The organism is Alloactinosynnema sp. L-07, from assembly GCF_900070365.1.
GTDB lineage: Bacteria > Actinomycetota > Actinomycetes > Mycobacteriales > Pseudonocardiaceae > Actinokineospora.
In genome coordinates this window covers 6,710,366-6,724,121 of sequence record NZ_LN850107.1, presented here as the reverse complement: position 1 = coordinate 6,724,121, position 13,756 = coordinate 6,710,366, and the positions used below count along the sequence as shown (strand labels likewise).

Annotated in this window: 16 protein-coding genes; 8 read left to right on the top strand and 8 right to left on the bottom strand. The window is 69.9% G+C overall.

Features of this window, described 5'->3' with window-relative positions; genetic code table 11:
• The first annotated feature begins 107 nt into the window (after positions 1-107).
• Entirely contained in the window at positions 108-1,634 is a 1,527-nt protein-coding gene (locus BN1701_RS30760) for an ATP-dependent DNA ligase (protein WP_054056269.1), read from the top strand.
• 180 nt (positions 1,635-1,814) lie between these two features.
• Here BN1701_RS30760 and BN1701_RS30755 read toward each other — a convergent pair whose 3' ends face one another.
• Both BN1701_RS30755 and BN1701_RS30750 read right to left on the bottom strand, forming a co-directional pair.
• Positions 1,815-2,909, bottom strand: a complete 1,095-nt coding sequence (locus BN1701_RS30755) for a hypothetical protein (protein WP_054054630.1) — start codon at positions 2,907-2,909, stop codon at positions 1,815-1,817.
• A 78-nt stretch (positions 2,910-2,987) separates the two neighbouring features.
• A complete protein-coding gene (locus tag BN1701_RS30750; protein ID WP_157368303.1) occupies positions 2,988-3,260 on the bottom strand; it encodes a hypothetical protein in 273 nt (90 codons plus the stop codon).
• A gap of 195 nt (positions 3,261-3,455) precedes the next feature.
• On the opposite strand from BN1701_RS30750, the gene BN1701_RS36145 reads away from it, so the two are divergent.
• On the top strand, positions 3,456-3,614 hold the full coding sequence (locus BN1701_RS36145; RefSeq protein ID WP_157368302.1) for a hypothetical protein: 159 nt from the start codon (positions 3,456-3,458) through the stop codon (positions 3,612-3,614).
• Positions 3,615-3,667: 53 nt separating this feature from the next.
• On the opposite strand, the gene BN1701_RS30745 is transcribed toward BN1701_RS36145, so the two are convergent.
• Positions 3,668-4,414: a hypothetical protein gene (locus BN1701_RS30745; protein WP_054054626.1), complete on the bottom strand. Its 747-nt coding sequence runs from the start codon at positions 4,412-4,414 to the stop codon at positions 3,668-3,670.
• Between the two features lie 5 nt (positions 4,415-4,419).
• Positions 4,420-4,989, bottom strand: coding sequence for a papain-like cysteine protease family protein (locus BN1701_RS30740; protein ID WP_054054625.1), 570 nt, complete (start codon positions 4,987-4,989; stop codon positions 4,420-4,422).
• A 193-nt stretch (positions 4,990-5,182) separates the two neighbouring features.
• Between BN1701_RS30740 and BN1701_RS30735 the strand changes: the two genes are divergently transcribed.
• Genes BN1701_RS30735 through BN1701_RS30725 form a run of 3 tightly spaced genes read left to right on the top strand, consistent with a single transcriptional unit; the run spans position 5,183 to position 8,268 of the window.
• Positions 5,183-6,100: a hypothetical protein gene (locus BN1701_RS30735; protein ID WP_054054623.1), complete on the top strand. Its 918-nt coding sequence runs from the start codon at positions 5,183-5,185 to the stop codon at positions 6,098-6,100.
• Between the two features lie 10 nt (positions 6,101-6,110).
• The gene (locus BN1701_RS30730) at positions 6,111-7,547 is read left to right on the top strand and encodes a GuaB1 family IMP dehydrogenase-related protein (protein ID WP_054054621.1); all 1,437 of its coding nucleotides are present in this window, start codon (positions 6,111-6,113) and stop codon (positions 7,545-7,547) included.
• A 28-nt stretch (positions 7,548-7,575) separates the two neighbouring features.
• Positions 7,576-8,268 carry a DUF429 domain-containing protein gene (locus tag BN1701_RS30725; RefSeq protein WP_054054620.1) on the top strand — a complete coding sequence of 231 codons (693 nt, stop codon included), beginning with the start codon at positions 7,576-7,578 and terminating at the stop codon, positions 8,266-8,268.
• Positions 8,269-8,313: 45 nt separating this feature from the next.
• On the opposite strand, the gene BN1701_RS30720 is transcribed toward BN1701_RS30725, so the two are convergent.
• Positions 8,314-9,702, bottom strand: a complete 1,389-nt coding sequence (locus tag BN1701_RS30720; protein WP_082860162.1) for a PhoH family protein — start codon at positions 9,700-9,702, stop codon at positions 8,314-8,316.
• Positions 9,703-10,273: 571 nt separating this feature from the next.
• On the opposite strand from BN1701_RS30720, the gene BN1701_RS30715 reads away from it, so the two are divergent.
• Positions 10,274-10,516, top strand: a complete 243-nt coding sequence (locus BN1701_RS30715; RefSeq protein ID WP_054054618.1) for a hypothetical protein — start codon at positions 10,274-10,276, stop codon at positions 10,514-10,516.
• Positions 10,517-10,570: 54 nt separating this feature from the next.
• On the opposite strand, the gene BN1701_RS30710 is transcribed toward BN1701_RS30715, so the two are convergent.
• A complete protein-coding gene (locus BN1701_RS30710) occupies positions 10,571-11,353 on the bottom strand; it encodes an isoprenyl transferase (RefSeq protein WP_172803351.1) in 783 nt (260 codons plus the stop codon).
• Positions 11,354-11,396: 43 nt separating this feature from the next.
• Between BN1701_RS30710 and BN1701_RS30705 the strand changes: the two genes are divergently transcribed.
• Together BN1701_RS30705 and BN1701_RS30700 are read left to right on the top strand one after the other, a co-directional pair.
• Positions 11,397-11,834, top strand: a complete 438-nt coding sequence (locus BN1701_RS30705) for a CoA-binding protein (protein WP_082860457.1) — start codon at positions 11,397-11,399, stop codon at positions 11,832-11,834.
• Positions 11,835-11,907: 73 nt separating this feature from the next.
• Positions 11,908-12,564 (top strand): hemolysin III family protein, encoded by a 657-nt coding sequence (locus BN1701_RS30700; RefSeq protein WP_054054616.1) that lies wholly within the window; start codon positions 11,908-11,910, stop codon positions 12,562-12,564.
• On the opposite strand, the gene BN1701_RS30695 is transcribed toward BN1701_RS30700, so the two are convergent.
• Together BN1701_RS30695 and BN1701_RS30690 are read right to left on the bottom strand one after the other, a co-directional pair.
• A complete protein-coding gene (locus BN1701_RS30695) occupies positions 12,553-13,080 on the bottom strand; it encodes a GNAT family N-acetyltransferase (protein WP_054056265.1) in 528 nt (175 codons plus the stop codon). The genes BN1701_RS30700 and BN1701_RS30695 overlap by 12 nt on opposite strands.
• Positions 13,081-13,121: 41 nt before the next feature.
• A complete protein-coding gene (locus BN1701_RS30690) occupies positions 13,122-13,682 on the bottom strand; it encodes a hypothetical protein (RefSeq protein ID WP_054054614.1) in 561 nt (186 codons plus the stop codon).
• Positions 13,683-13,756 lie beyond the last annotated feature (74 nt).

Here is a 13,756-nt window from a genome sequence, read left to right as displayed (position 1 = left end):
GGAAACCCCTTAAGTGGTCTCGTCGTGCTCCCAACGCCAAAGACGGCTATCCCCCGCCGAGGTTGCGGGATGTCCGAATCGCCCGATCGGGGCAAGATGACCTCATGGTGCGACTCACGGATGTGGTGTCGGTGTCGACCGCGGTCGGCGCGACTCGGTCCCGGCTCGCCAAAGTGGCGGCCATCGCCGGGGCGTTGGGTGAGGCGGACGGCGCCGATGAGGTCCGAGCCGTCGTGGCGTTCCTGGCGGGCGCCATCCGGCAGGGCCGCATCGGCGCGGGCTGGCGGTCCCTGGCCGACCTGCCCGATCCCGCGCCGGAACCCCGGCTGACCGTGACCGAGGTGGACGCGGCCTTCACCGAGATCGGCGCGGCCCGCGGCACCGGATCGGCCGCCACCCGGGCCGCGGCGGTGACCTCGCTGTTCGGCGCCGCCACCGCCGACGAACAGCGGTTCCTGCGCGCGCTCGTCACCGGGGAACTGCGCCAGGGCGCGCTGGAGGGGGTGATGCTCGACGCGGTCGCCAAGGCCGCCGCCGTGCCCGCCGACGCGGTGCGCCGGGCGTTCATGCTCTCCGGCAGGCTCCCCGAGACCGCCGCGACGGCGCTGGCGGGCGGTGTCGAGGCGCTCAACGCCGTGCGGCTCGAACTGGGCAGGCCGGTGCGGCCGATGCTGGCCTCCCCCGGTTCGTCGGTCGCCGAGGCGGTGGCCGACCTGAGCCCGTGCGTCATCGAGTACAAACTGGACGGTGCGCGCATCCAGGTGCACAAGGTGGCCGACGAGGTCCACATCTACACGCGCACGCTGCGCGAGATCACCGACAGCGTCCCCGAACTGGTCGACCTGGTGCGCAAGCTGCCGTGCCGCTCGGTCGTGCTGGACGGCGAGACCCTGGCGCTGACCGACGAGGGTCGCCCGCGCCCGTTCCAGCAGACGCAGAGCCGCTTCGGCAGCACCACCGAGGAGCAGGTCCGCGCGCTGCTGCTGAGCCCGTACTTCTTCGACTGCCTGCACCTCGACGGCGAGGACCTGATCGACGAGCCACTGTCCAAACGGAACGTGGCGCTGCGGCGAGCGGTCGGCGACCACACCATCCCCGGCGCGGTCGACCCGCCGCCGATCGAGGCCGAGGCGTTCGGCGCGTCGGCGCTGGCCGCGGGCCACGAGGGCGTGATGGTCAAGAGCCTGGACTCGACCTACCAGGCCGGGCGGCGCGGGAAGGCGTGGCTGAAGGTCAAGCCCGTGCACACCCTCGACCTGGTCGTCATCGGCGCCGAGTGGGGCCACGGCCGCCGCACCGGCCTGCTGTCGAACCTGCACCTCGGCGCGCGCGACCCCGACGGCGGTCCGCCGGTCATGGTCGGCAAGACGTTCAAGGGCCTGACCGACGAGCTGCTGCGCTGGCAGACCGAGGAGTTCCCCAAGTACCAACGCGAAGCCGACGAGTGGACTGTCTACTTGCGACCGGAACTCGTCGTGGAGATCGCGCTGGACGGCGTGCAGGCCAGCACCCGCTACCCCGGCGGCGTCGCGCTGCGCTTCGCCCGCGTCGTGCGCTACCGCCCGGACAAGCAAGCCGCGGACGCCGACACGATCGTCGACGTCCGCGGACTGCTTCCGGCGGCACTGGGCTGAGCCTCTGGGCCGTATGGCGGCTGGCCGCCATACGTGCGATGGCGGCCTCGTCACCGTCCGCGGCACGACACCGATCTCATCACCTTCGCCCCGATGGAATGGCTCCTGCCGCCCTGACCGATCAGGGTCGGTCCGCCAGTTCCCGCACGGCCCTTGGGAGGCCGTGCGGGATGCCCCCGCTCAGGTGAAGGTGGGGGCGGTTACGGGGCGGACGCCGAGCGCGGTTTCGACGTCGGAGATGTGGTTGTGCACGGTGATCTGCGCGGATCCGGCGTACAGCAAGCCGACGGCCTCGAGTTCGCGGCTCATCAGCAGGCTGCCGGAGTCGCCGCCCGCGGACATGGCGGTGGTGAGGATCTGGTGGCGGAACACCGCTTGCCCGGGAGGGCCGTAGTTGACCGCGACGGTGGCGTTGATGGCGGTGACGGTGCCAGCGGTGACCTGGGTGGTGCGCCCGGCCTTGATCACCCCCTGTCCGATCGCGGCCTGCCCGATGCCGCGCGGGATGACCTGGCCGATGATCGCCGCGGTGACGTTGCGGCTGTGCGATGGCCGGGCGACCGCGGCGTCGACGAGGTTGTAGCCGGCGGCACCGAACACGATCGGCTCGAACCGGTCCAGGGTGGCGACGGCGTCGGACGGGAACAGGCCGCCATCGACCGGGCCTGGCTGAAGGATCAGGTCCCCGGCCTTGCCCGCGTTGGTGGCAGCCAGGACGTGGTTGTTGGACAAGATCAGATAGGCCCCGCCACCGTCGCCGCCCTCGGGCGGACAGCAACCGCAACCGCAGCCGTGCCCGTGGTGACCGTGCCGGTGGCGCAGGTCGCGGACCAGCGCGCCAAAGGTGCCCGCGGTGATGTTGGGGTGGCCGATACTGAAGCCGGGCAGCGCCGGGCGGACCCGGGAGTTGAACACCAACGCCACGATCGGGCCGGTCTCGACCACATCGGTGACCGCCCCGTCGAGTTCCGCGGGCACCCGGGACGCGGCGGGCACCGACTTGACCGGTTTCTTGCTGTCCACCAGCACCGTCAGCGACGGCGTCAGCGTGGGGGTGCCGCCGGTGACCTTGACGCTGGCCGCGACTCCGACCACGTTGGCGTAGCGCATCAGCTCGGTCTCGTGCCGCTCCTGGGCCTCGATCACGTGGCCCATCGCCTCCAGGGCCGCGGCACCCTCTGGCAGGCCCTCGCCGCCCGCGAAGTCTCGCCAGGCCGCCGCGGTCTGCTCGCCGGACTCCCGCTCGGCCTTGCTCCAACCCGTCAGCTCGCTCATGTTCGGCTCCCTCGATCGTCATTCAGCGGCATCTGCGCGCGTTCCGAGACGGAGAAGAGTGTTCGGTTGAACCCGGGTCTACAGGGCGTGGATCGGGCCGGACTCCCGCACGTCCACCGGGACCCCGTCGAGCTCGGCGGGCAGCACATCCGACGCGGCCAACTCCGTGCGCGGCACCTTCCGGGCGACGTAGACCACCAGGCACACCTGCCCTGTGTCCACGCCGCCGCGGACACGCGATCCCTCGGACACGGCGACCACGTTCGCCCGGCCCATCAGATCCGCCTCGTGGCGCGCACGCACCGCGGCTACCCGCGCCGAATCACTGTCGAAACCCACACCCTCGCCCATGACCACCTGATCCTCTCGGCCGTGCCCCAGCGCCACGGCGCGCGTCCGACCGGCCCACCTCGACCGGCAGGGTGGCCAGGTCAGGCCCCGCCGAATCCACAATCGTCACCGGATTGGCTCAGGCCGCCAAGCCACCCAGTAATCGTGCGCCCCCGCTGAGTGTGAGCGCCCGGCGAGATCCACCGGACCAGCCGGATGGAGCAGCCGCGTCCCGACGCGGCAGGCCCGGGTCCACCCGCGCTACGACAGGTCTTGCGCTTCGCAGGCGTGGTGCGCTTCCGCCCGGACACGCACGCCGCGGACGCCGACACGATCGTCGACGTCCGCGGCGTGCATCCGGCGGCACAGGGCTGAGCCTCCGGGTTCGATGGTGGTGGTCCGGCAGAGGTTCCGGACCACCACCGCGGTCAGCTCCGGCGGGCCGCCGCGGTGAACGCGACGAGTCCGATGCCGACCACCAGTGTCCCGAGCACGATCCAGGGAGCCGTGGATCCTTGGGTGCCCCGATCCGGGGCCACCTGGGCGCTCGGGAGCGCGTAGCCATACCCGCCCGCCGTGCCCGCCTTGTCGTAGGCGGAGCCGGGCAGCTTGTCGCCATAGCGGGCGCTGACCTGGCGCTGGTAGTCCGCCACGGTCATCGCCTTGCCGCCCGCCAGCGGGTGCACGCTGTTGCCCACCACGGCGTACCAGGTGTTGTTCTGCGGCTCGCGGAGCAGGACACCACCCTGGGGCAGCTTGCGGGCGTGCTGGAACTCGATGTCACCGGAGGCGATGTTGGCGACCACCCACGCGCCGCCGCCGTCGCGCACCGTCCACACCGACGCGGTGCCGCCGTCGGCGCCCGTCGCGGGCACGGCCAGGTAGCTCAGCCTGCCCACCTTGCCCGAGCGGCCCGCGACGAACTCGGCCGACAGCTCGTACACCGCGACCGGCGCCCCGCCCACCGAGGCCTTGGCCGAGGACACACCCTGGCCGCGGGCGAGGAACTTCCCGACCGTGGCCGACACCGCGGGCGCCCCGGCCGCGCGCTGGGCCGCCGCGGTGTCGGCGGCCGTGGCCACCCCGTCGACCGGAGCCGGGTCGGCGCTCGCGTTCCCGCCGAACCCCGCGACCGCCAGCGCGGTCAGCGTCGCGATGAACACACCTCTGAACATGGCCCTCACCACCAGATCCCGGTCAGCGTGTGCGTCCACGCGAAGCTGGAGTTGTTGACGTAGTAGTTGTAGGTGGCCCAGTTGTAGCGGTAGCTGTCCGGCCACGGGTCACCCCAGTACACCCAGCCCTGGGCGGTGTCGTAGCCGTAGAGCACATGCATGTGGCCACCGCCGGACTTCCAGCCGATCCGGGTCTCGATCGGCTGTTCGGCGTTGAGCTGGGACTGGACCGCCGAGTAGGTCAGGTAGTTGTAGATGTAGGTGCCGGGGCTGCGGAACCCGAGCTTGGAGAAGCCGTTGCGCACCTGTGCCAGGTCGGCTTGGTCGTTGGGGCAGGCGTAGTTGGTGTTCAGGTTCTTGGCCAACGCGCAGAACGTGTTCTGGCTGACCGAGTAGCCGTGGTGGCCGGCGATGGACACGCCCGAGGCGGCCCAGCACCAGTTGGACTTCTGCTGCGCTTGCATGGTGAAGGAGAACGAGGCGGTGGCGGCCACCGCCGGCGTCTGACCAACCAGCCAGGCGAGCAGGGCCACGAAAGTGGCCGCGAGCGCCGAGCGGGTAGCAGGTCTGGTCATCAGGCCTCCTGAGAGCGCCGATAAGGAAGTGCGCCCAAGGTGCGGCCGGATGGCCAAGGGAAACAAGAGGGCGATTCAGGTAAACGGAGCGTTCCGATGCGCCCGCGCACCTTCACCCACCCGTCGACCACCATTAGTGTGAACATTCACAGCAGTTCACGAAACCGGTCCGCGTCCCCGAGAGTGAGGCTTGGTGACCCCGGAAGAACTGGCCGACGCGCTGCGTCGCGGGCCTTTCCACCTGGCACTTCGGCGCGCGATCGAACACCGGGGACTGTCGCTGGCCCGACTGCGTTCACACCTGTCCCGCATCGACATCCACGTCGCCGAGTCGACGTTGAGTTACTGGCAGCGCGGACTGCGCCATCCGGACGCACAGCACGCGCTCACCGCCGTGCGCGGGCTGGAGACCGTGCTAGGGCTGCCCCCGGATTCGCTGGTCGTGCTCGTCGGGCCGCGGCAGCGCGGCGGCCGGGGAAGGCGGCACTCGGCGTCGTTCTCGGAGCTGGTGGTCGAGGGCCCGGTGACCCGCGAGCTGTTCACCGAGGTCGGTATCGACGACGACCGGGCCAACGCCGACATCGAGCTGCTGTTCGTCCACGAGCGCGTCACCATCGCCCACGACCGCTCGCAGGGCCGGATCCAGACCCGGATCGTCGGCTTCGCCCACCGTGAGGGCATCGACCGGTATGTGGCGGTCTACCACGGCGAGAGCGGCATCGACATCGACGCCGTCGTGGTCACCGCCACCGAGGGGTGCAGGCTCGGCCGGGTCCGGCGCAAGGAGGGCTGGGTCATGTTCGAGCTGATGTTCGACCGCAGGCTCAGCGATGGCGAGACCTTCGTGCTCACCTACTCGGTCACCGACGACTCGGGCATCGAGTGCCCCGGCTACTTCCGGTTGTACCGCGAGCCGTCCGGGCCGTTCCTGCTCCAGTTGGAGCTGCCGCAGGACAATCTGCCCGCGCGGATCGTGCAGATGGTGCGCACCAACGACTCACTGCCGCCGACGATGGCCGACGAGCTGTTCTGCGACCGCGGGTACATGGTCAACGCGTATTTCCCAGCGGTGACGCCTGGAATCGCGGGTATCGGGCTCGATTGGCGCTAGTGTCGATCACGTGCGCTTTTACCACCGCCAGCCCGACCATGACCTGACCTATGACGACGTGTTCCTCGTGCCCGGCCGGTCGGCGGTCGAGAGCCGGGTGTCGGTCGACCTGTCCACATCGGACGGGACGGGCGCCACCATCCCGATCGTGGTGGCCAACATGACCGCCGTCGCAGGACGTCGGATGGCCGAGACCGTGGCCCGCCGGGGTGGGCTGGTGGTGCTCCCCCAGGACGTCGACGCGCGCGTCGTCGGCGACATCGTCGCGTGGGTCAAGTCGCGCCACACCGTGTGGGACACCCCGCTCGTGCTGACCGCGGGCGACTCGGTCGCCGACGCCCTCAACCTCCTGCCCAAACGCGCCCACGGCGCCGTCGTCGTGGTCGACGGCGACGGCAGGCCCCTGGGCGTGGTGGACGAGGCCGCGTGCCTTGGCGTCGACCGGTTCACCAGGGTGATCGAGGTCGCCGACCCCGACGTGGTCACCCTGCCGCTGGCCAGCGCACCGCGCGAGGTGTTCGACCACCTGCACGGCCGCGCCGCCCGAGTCGCGCTCGCGGTCGACGACAATGGGGTCCTCGCGGGCGTACTGACCGAACTGGGCGCCCTGCGGGCAGAGCTCTACACACCCGCGGTCGACGCCTCCGGCAACCTGCGGGTGGCGGCGGCGGTAGGCGTCAACGGGGATGTCGCGGCCAAGGCGGCGGCCCTGCTGGAGTCCGGTGTGGACACCCTGGTGGTGGACACCGCGCACGGACACCAGGAGAAGATGCTCGCGGCGCTGAAGGCCGTGCGGTCGGTCGGACCTCTCGTGCCGATCGTCGCGGGCAACGTGGTCACCCCGGAAGGCGTGCGCGACCTGATCGCCGCGGGCGCCGACGTCGTGAAAGTCGGCGTCGGCCCCGGCGCCATGTGCACCACCCGAATGATGACCGGCGTCGGCCGCCCCCAGTTCTCCGCGGTCGCCGAGTGCGCGTCGGCCGCCCGCGAACTGGGCAAACACGTGTGGGCGGACGGCGGCGTGCGCCACCCCCGGGACGTGGCTTTGGCACTGGCGGCGGGCGCGGCGAGCGTGATGGTCGGCTCGTGGTTCGCGGGCACATACGAATCGCCAGGAGATCTGCAGCGCGACGAACAGGGACGGCTGTACAAGGAGTCGTTCGGCATGGCCTCGAAGCGGGCGGTGTCGGCGCGGACCCGGTCGGACAGCGGGTTCGACCGCGCCCGCAAGGCCCTGTTCGAGGAAGGCATCTCGACCTCCCGAATGCGCCTGGACCCCGCGGCGCCGAGTGTGGAGGACCTGCTGGACTCGATCTGCTCGGGCGTGCGGTCGGCTTGCACTTATGCGGGGGCTTTGACGTTGGAGGAGTTCTACGACCGGGCCGTCATCGGCGTCCAATCCGCGGCGGGCTTCGCCGAGGGCCGCCCCCTACCTGGCGGTTGGTAGACACCGCCGAACGGCGGACACTGCCAGGATGCCGAATGAACGGGTTCTGGGCGTGGACGCGTGCAAGGCGGGCTGGGTCGGCGTGACCTTGACCGGCAGGGTCACGAACGCGTACTTCGCTCCCAAGATCAGCGAGCTGGTCGAACTCGTGGAGTCCGACGGCGCCGTGGCCGTGATCGCGGTCGACATGCCAATCGGGCTCCCCGACAGGGAGCACCGCAAGGCAGACGAGCTCGCGTACCGCGAGATCGGAGTCTTGCGGTCCTCGGTGTTCATGACACCGACCCGCGAGGCGCTCGAACGCACCAATCACGCCGCGGCCAGCGCCCGAAACCGGGAGTTGACCGGCACGGGCATCTCCGTCCAGGCGTTCGGGCTCAGAACGAAGCTGCGAGAAGTGGACGAGTGGGTCCAACAAGGTGGCCGCCAGATCATCGAGGTTCACCCTGAGGTCAGTTTCGCGGTACTGGCGGGCGAACCTCTCACCGCGAGCAAGAAGACCTGGGCGGGCGCCGAGCGCCGGCGGCGGCTTCTCGCCGATCACGGGATCGTCCTCGACGGAGACCTTGGTGAAGCAGGCCGCCGAGCGGCGGTCGACGATGTCCTGGACGCTGCGGTCGCCGCGTGGACCGCTTCGCGTCACCACCGCGGCAAGGCCCGCCCGCTACCGGATCCGCCGGAGAGGTTCAGCGATGGTCTGCTCAGTGCGATCTGGAGCTGAGGCCTGCTCTGATCCGGTGTACCGGATCAGAGCAGGCGTCAGGGCTTACGGGGTGTGGTCCTCCAACATCTCCGTCACCAAAGCCGCGATCGGCGACCGTTCCGACCGCGTCAGCGTCACGTGCGCGAACAGCGGGTGGCCCTTCAACTTCTCGATCACCGCCGCGACCCCGTCATACCGGCCGACCCTCAAGTTGTCCCGCTGAGCCACGTCGTGGGTCAGCACGACTCGGGAGCCCGCGCCCAGGCGGGAGAGGACCGTCAGCAGGACGTTGCGTTCGAGGGACTGGGCTTCGTCCACGATGACGAAGGAGTCGTGGAGGGAGCGGCCGCGGATGTGGGTCAGCGGCAGGACCTCCAGCATCCCGCGGTCGAGCACTTCCTCGATCACCTGCCTGCTGACCAGGGCCTCCAGCGTGTCGAAGACCGCCTGGGCCCACGGCTGCATCTTCTCGCTCTCGGAGCCGGGCAGGTAGCCCAGGTCCTGGCCGCCCACGGCGTACATCGGGCGGAAGACCACGACCCGCTTGTGCAGGCCGCGTTCCATGACCGCTTCGAGGCCCGCGCACAGGGCCAGCGCGGACTTGCCGGTGCCCGCGCGGCCGCCCAGCGACACGATCCCGATGTCGGGGTCGAGGAGCAGGTCCAAGGCGATGCGCTGCTCGGCGGAGCGGCCGTGCAGGCCGAAGGCCTCGCGGTCGCCGCGCACGAGCCGGACCCGCTTGTCGGCGGTGACCCGGCCCAGGGCGCTGCTGGTGCCCGCCAGCAGCCGCAGGCCGGTGTTGACCGGATGCTCGGTATCCGACAGACCGCATTCGACCAGGTCGACGGTGTTGTCGTCGGCCGAGAACAGCGCGTCGACGATCTCCTGGCCGACTTCGACGTCGGCGATGCCGGTCCAGCCAGACGGGGTGACCTCGCCTGCCCGATATTCATCCGCGTCGAGGCCGACCGCGCCCGCCTTGACCCGCAGCGGGATGTCCTTGGTGACCAGGGTGACCGCCGCTTCCTCGGCGGCCAGGTTGAGCGCGCACGCGAGGATGCGCGCGTCGTTGGAGTCGGTGCGGAATCCCGCGGGGAGCACCGAGGGGTCGGAGTGGTTGAGCTCTACGTGGAGTGAGCCGCCCGCGTCACCCACCGGGATGGGCTTGTCGAGCCTGCCGTGGCGCAGCCTGAGGTCGTCGAGCAGTCGCAAGGTCTCCCTGGCGAACCAGCCCAGTTCCGGATGGTGCCGCTTGCCCTCCAACTCGCTGATCACGACCAGCGGGATGACAACCGAGTGCTCGGCGAACCTGGTCAGCGCCCAGGGGTCGGAGAGCAGGACCGAGGTGTCGAGGACATAGGTGCGGCGGGCTGGGTCGGCCTCCTGGGAAGACGTGCGAGAAGAGCCTGAGGAAAGGCTGGCAGTGCGCCTGGACGAACGCGAAGCAGTCACGGCAACTCCCTCACGGACACGGCACCGCGTCCGCTCCTCGGTGGGCCGGGCACTGACCCTGGCTGGCGGTCTGGCATGATCGTCGGGGTTCTCCGACGATCACCCAGTCCGTCCACAAGGGCCGGGTGCCGGCCCCCTCGCGATCGTCATGTTCACGACCAGGGCCTCCCGGGCCGGATCGCCATGGGCACGACCCGACACATCGGAAGTTACCTGCGCGGACCGACACTTTGCACACAGCCACACAGGTGATTCTCGATTTCGTCATCGAGCCGACACGAACACGTCATGTGACCGCTCGACACACGGTGACCGTCCAAACACAACGCGCTGTGACCAGCGGGTCCGCCGAACCCGGCTCGATCGGTGGGTTACTCCCCGGTAGATGCCGCTCACACCGACACAGCGAATTCGGATACCTGCCGCATCGAGTGAATCCTGCCTTTACTGGGTAACCCAATGGGGTATCGGCACTGCCAATTCAATTCGGCGCGAGTACGTTGAACGCGAAGTGACGCGGCCCGCAATTTTCATAGCGAGCCGCCACACCAGCGAGAAAGGTAGAAAAACCGTGCTGAAGAAGACTGGATTCATCACCGCCGCACTGGTCGGCCTCTCCCTCGCGGCCGCTCCACTCGCCTCGGCCGATACGCAGGACTTTCCGGATCACCCCAGCTACGGCGACGCCGTCGAGCTGTTCACCGACGGCGGCGGCGCCGTCGGCTGGGGTGCCGCCGCGCTGATCGCGGGCGCCTACACCGGTATCGCGCTGACCCCGTCGATGGTCGCGCACTCGTTCTGCGACGCCTGCTGACAAACGGTGGAATTCGGGTGCCCCGCGTAGTCGCGGGGCACCCGTTCGCCTTTCCTAAGATCCGAACCGGCGGTGCCGAATACCGTAGGCGCGCAGTGCGCGCAGAAAATCGGTGCGCCTGAAGTCGGGCCAGTACGCCTCGCAGAAATGAAACTCGGAATGGGCCGACTGCCACAGCAGGAAGCCCGAGAGCCGTTGTTCACCAGATGTTCTGATGACCAGGTCCGGATCGGGCTGCCCCGAGGTGTAGAGGTGCTCGGCGATGTGGTCGACATCGAGCACTTCCGCGAGCTCCTCGATGGTCCCCCCGGCCTCGGCGTGCTGCTGCAGCAGCTTGCGCACCGCGTCGGCGATCTCGCGGCGGCCGCCATAGCCGACGGCGATGTTCACCTCCATGCCCGTGCTCCCCTCGGAGCGCCGGGCGGCGGCGGCGAGCCGGTTGGCGGTCTCGGTCGGCAGGATGTCGAGGGCGCCGATGATGCGCAGCCGCCACGGCCGGTCCGGCTCGGCCAGCTCGTCGACCACGTCGCCGATGATCTCCAGCAGCGGCGCCAGCTCGGACTCGGGCCGGTTGAGGTTGTCGGTCGACAGCAGCCACAGGGTGACCACCTCGACGCCCGCCTCGTTGCACCAGCCCAGCAGGTCGGCGATGCGCTGCGCGCCGACCCGGTGGCCGTCGTTGACGTCGGTGAACCCGGCCTCGCGGGCCCAGCGCCGGTTGCCGTCGAGCATCACCCCGACGTGGCGCGGGATCCGGCCGCCCGCCTGTTGCAGTAGCCGCTTCTCGTAGAGGCCGTACACGACGTCGGCCACTCGCCTGCGAAGACTCACGGCCATGCAGAGTACGCCGCACTGGGCCGTGAGCGGGCACACTGGGCAGGTGCACCGCGCGGAGATCGATCCGATATGGCAGGACCTCACGGTCATCGAGCGACTCATGCACGAGTCGCGGACTGTGGCGGTGGTCGGTCTGAGTCCGACGCCGACGCGGCCGAGTCACATCGTGGCGACGTATCTGGTGAACAGCGGCCTGCGGGTCTTCCCGGTGAACCCCAACATCGCGACCTGGGAGGGGCTGCCCGCCTACACCTCGCTGCGCGACATCGGCGAGCCGGTCGACATCGTCGACGTGTTCCGCAGGCCCGAGTTCGTGCCCGACATAGCCGAGGAGGCCGTCGAGATCGGCGCGGGCGCGCTGTGGCTGCAGATGGGTGTGATCAGCGACGCGGGCGCGCGGATCGCCGCCGACGGCGGGCTGGACGTGGTGATGGACCGGTGTCTGCGGGTCGAGCACCGGGAGGTCGCGGGATGGTCGTGATGTGGATCCGGCCACAGCGTTCCACGTCCGTAACCTACGGTGCCGTAACCTCGAAGACGTGACAGCGGCGACCATGCCCCCGGCGGGCTTCAGCAAGCCGCGGCTGCGCGGCGTCATCCACTTCTGGTCGTTCATCGTCTCGGTGGCGACGGGCGCGACGCTGATCGCGCTGGCCGCCTCCACGGTGTCCGGCACGGCCGCACTGGCCACCTCGGTCTACGGCGCCACCGTGCTGGGCCTGTTCGGCGTGAGCGCGCTCTACCACCGGCGCTGGTGGGTCACCGAGACCGCGCGCACGTGGATGAAGCGGCTCGACCACTCGATGATCTTCGTCTTCATCGCGGGCACGTACACGCCGTTCAGCCTGCTGGCGATGAGCAAGCCGACCGGCTACATCGTGCTCGGCGTGGTGTGGGGCGGGGCGATCGGCGGCGTGGCGCTGAAGATGCTGTGGCCGCACGCGCCGCGCTGGCTGGGCACGCCGATCTATATCGCGCTGGGCTGGGTGGCGGTGTTCGTGCTGCCGGAGCTGCTGGCCCACGCGGGCGTCGCGGCGCTGGTCCTGCTGCTGGCGGGCGGCCTGTTCTACACGGTCGGCGCGGTCTTCTACGCGACGAAGTGGCCCAACCCGTGGCCGACGACGTTCGGCCACCACGAGTTCTTCCACGCGGCCACGGTCATCGCCGCGATCTGCCACTACGTGGCCGTGTGGTTCGCGCTATACCCGTAGTTCGCCTTCGAGCAGCGTCATGATGATCACGTCATGCCACTGCCCGTCGTGCCGGGCGGCATCGCGCAAGCGGCCGTCCTCACTGAACCCGATCTTGCGGTAGAGCGCGCGGGCGCGTTCGTTCTCGGCGACCACGGACAGCTCGATGGCGTGCAGCCGCATCTTGGCGAAGCCGAACCCGCAGATCAGCCGCATCGCCTCGGCGCCGATCCCCTTGCCCCACACGTCCTGCTCGCCGAGGTAGATGTCGAGTTCGGCGCGGCCGAGGTGGTGGCGGGTGTCGCGGAGCTGGACGATCCCGACGAACCGCTGGTCGCCGCGGGTCTCGATGGCCAGGGCGAGCCGGTCCCAGGAGTCGCGGGCGCGGTTGGCGAAGCGCTCCCGGAACTGGAACAGCGACTCCGGGAAGTCGGTATCGAACCACCGCATGATCTCGGGGTCCTCGTTCCACCGCCAAAGTGTGTCGGCGTCGTCCAACTCGAGGGGCCGCAGCCGCACCAGGTCTCCCGTCAGCACGCCGACAGGGTGGCCGAGTGCGGCCGCGGCCGCCACCGGATTTAGAGCTCCGGGCCCTTGCTGCGCAGCTCGTCGACCTTGCTCATGGCCTCGCGCAGTTCGCCGAGCCACTCCTCGGCGTGCTTGCCGAGCAGGCGCACGGCCCAGGCCAGGGCCTCGGACCGGGACCGGGCGACCCCGGCGTCGACCAGGGTGTCGAGGATCAGGCGTTCCGGCTGGCGCAGGCGCGTCATGACCGGGACCGACAGGGTGGTGAACAGCTCCTCGGTGCCGCCCTGGCGGGCACCCCAGGCGACCTTGCGGGCGTAGCGGTGCTCGGCCTGGCGGGCGATCTCGATGCGCTCGTCGCGGGTGTCCTCGCGCCAGCGGGAGATCCGCCCGGACTCCGCCGCGGCCCGGGCCGCGTCGTCGGCGTAGTCGCCGTCGAGGTCGGGCAGGGTGCCCACGATCAGGATCTCTTCACGGTCGACGGTGACGGTCGGGTCACCGGTGAACCAGCCGTCGGGCAGCCTGCCGGAGAACCAGGCCGCGGCGTCGTCGGCTGAGGGAAGTTCGGTCTGCTGCCAGCCGCCGCGGGGGCGGCCACTCCAGTTCCCACGCATGTCCGGCTCCTTTGATTACATGATTACTTCCCCACTAACGTTACGCCGATACACGAGTATGTCGCGTTGTTTCG

What these genes read in the sequence shown, in the direction of transcription:
- BN1701_RS30745 (WP_054054626.1), bottom strand. Translation starts at nt 4,414, where the DNA reads ATGTTCAGAGGTGTGTTCATCGCGACGCTGACCGCGCTGGCGGTCGCG.
- BN1701_RS30710 (WP_172803351.1), bottom strand. Translation starts at nt 11,353, where the DNA reads ATGGCCGTGAGTCTTCGCAGGCGAGTGGCCGACGTCGTGTACGGCCTC.
- BN1701_RS30755 (WP_054054630.1), bottom strand. Translation starts at nt 2,909, where the DNA reads ATGAGCGAGCTGACGGGTTGGAGCAAGGCCGAGCGGGAGTCCGGCGAG.
- BN1701_RS36145 (WP_157368302.1), top strand. Translation starts at nt 3,456, where the DNA reads ATGGAGCAGCCGCGTCCCGACGCGGCAGGCCCGGGTCCACCCGCGCTA.
- BN1701_RS30750 (WP_157368303.1), bottom strand. Translation starts at nt 3,260, where the DNA reads ATGGGCGAGGGTGTGGGTTTCGACAGTGATTCGGCGCGGGTAGCCGCG.
- BN1701_RS30700 (WP_054054616.1), top strand. Translation starts at nt 11,908, where the DNA reads ATGCCCCCGGCGGGCTTCAGCAAGCCGCGGCTGCGCGGCGTCATCCAC.
- BN1701_RS30725 (WP_054054620.1), top strand. Translation starts at nt 7,576, where the DNA reads ATGCCGAATGAACGGGTTCTGGGCGTGGACGCGTGCAAGGCGGGCTGG.
- BN1701_RS30740 (WP_054054625.1), bottom strand. Translation starts at nt 4,989, where the DNA reads ATGACCAGACCTGCTACCCGCTCGGCGCTCGCGGCCACTTTCGTGGCC.
- BN1701_RS30690 (WP_054054614.1), bottom strand. Translation starts at nt 13,682, where the DNA reads ATGCGTGGGAACTGGAGTGGCCGCCCCCGCGGCGGCTGGCAGCAGACC.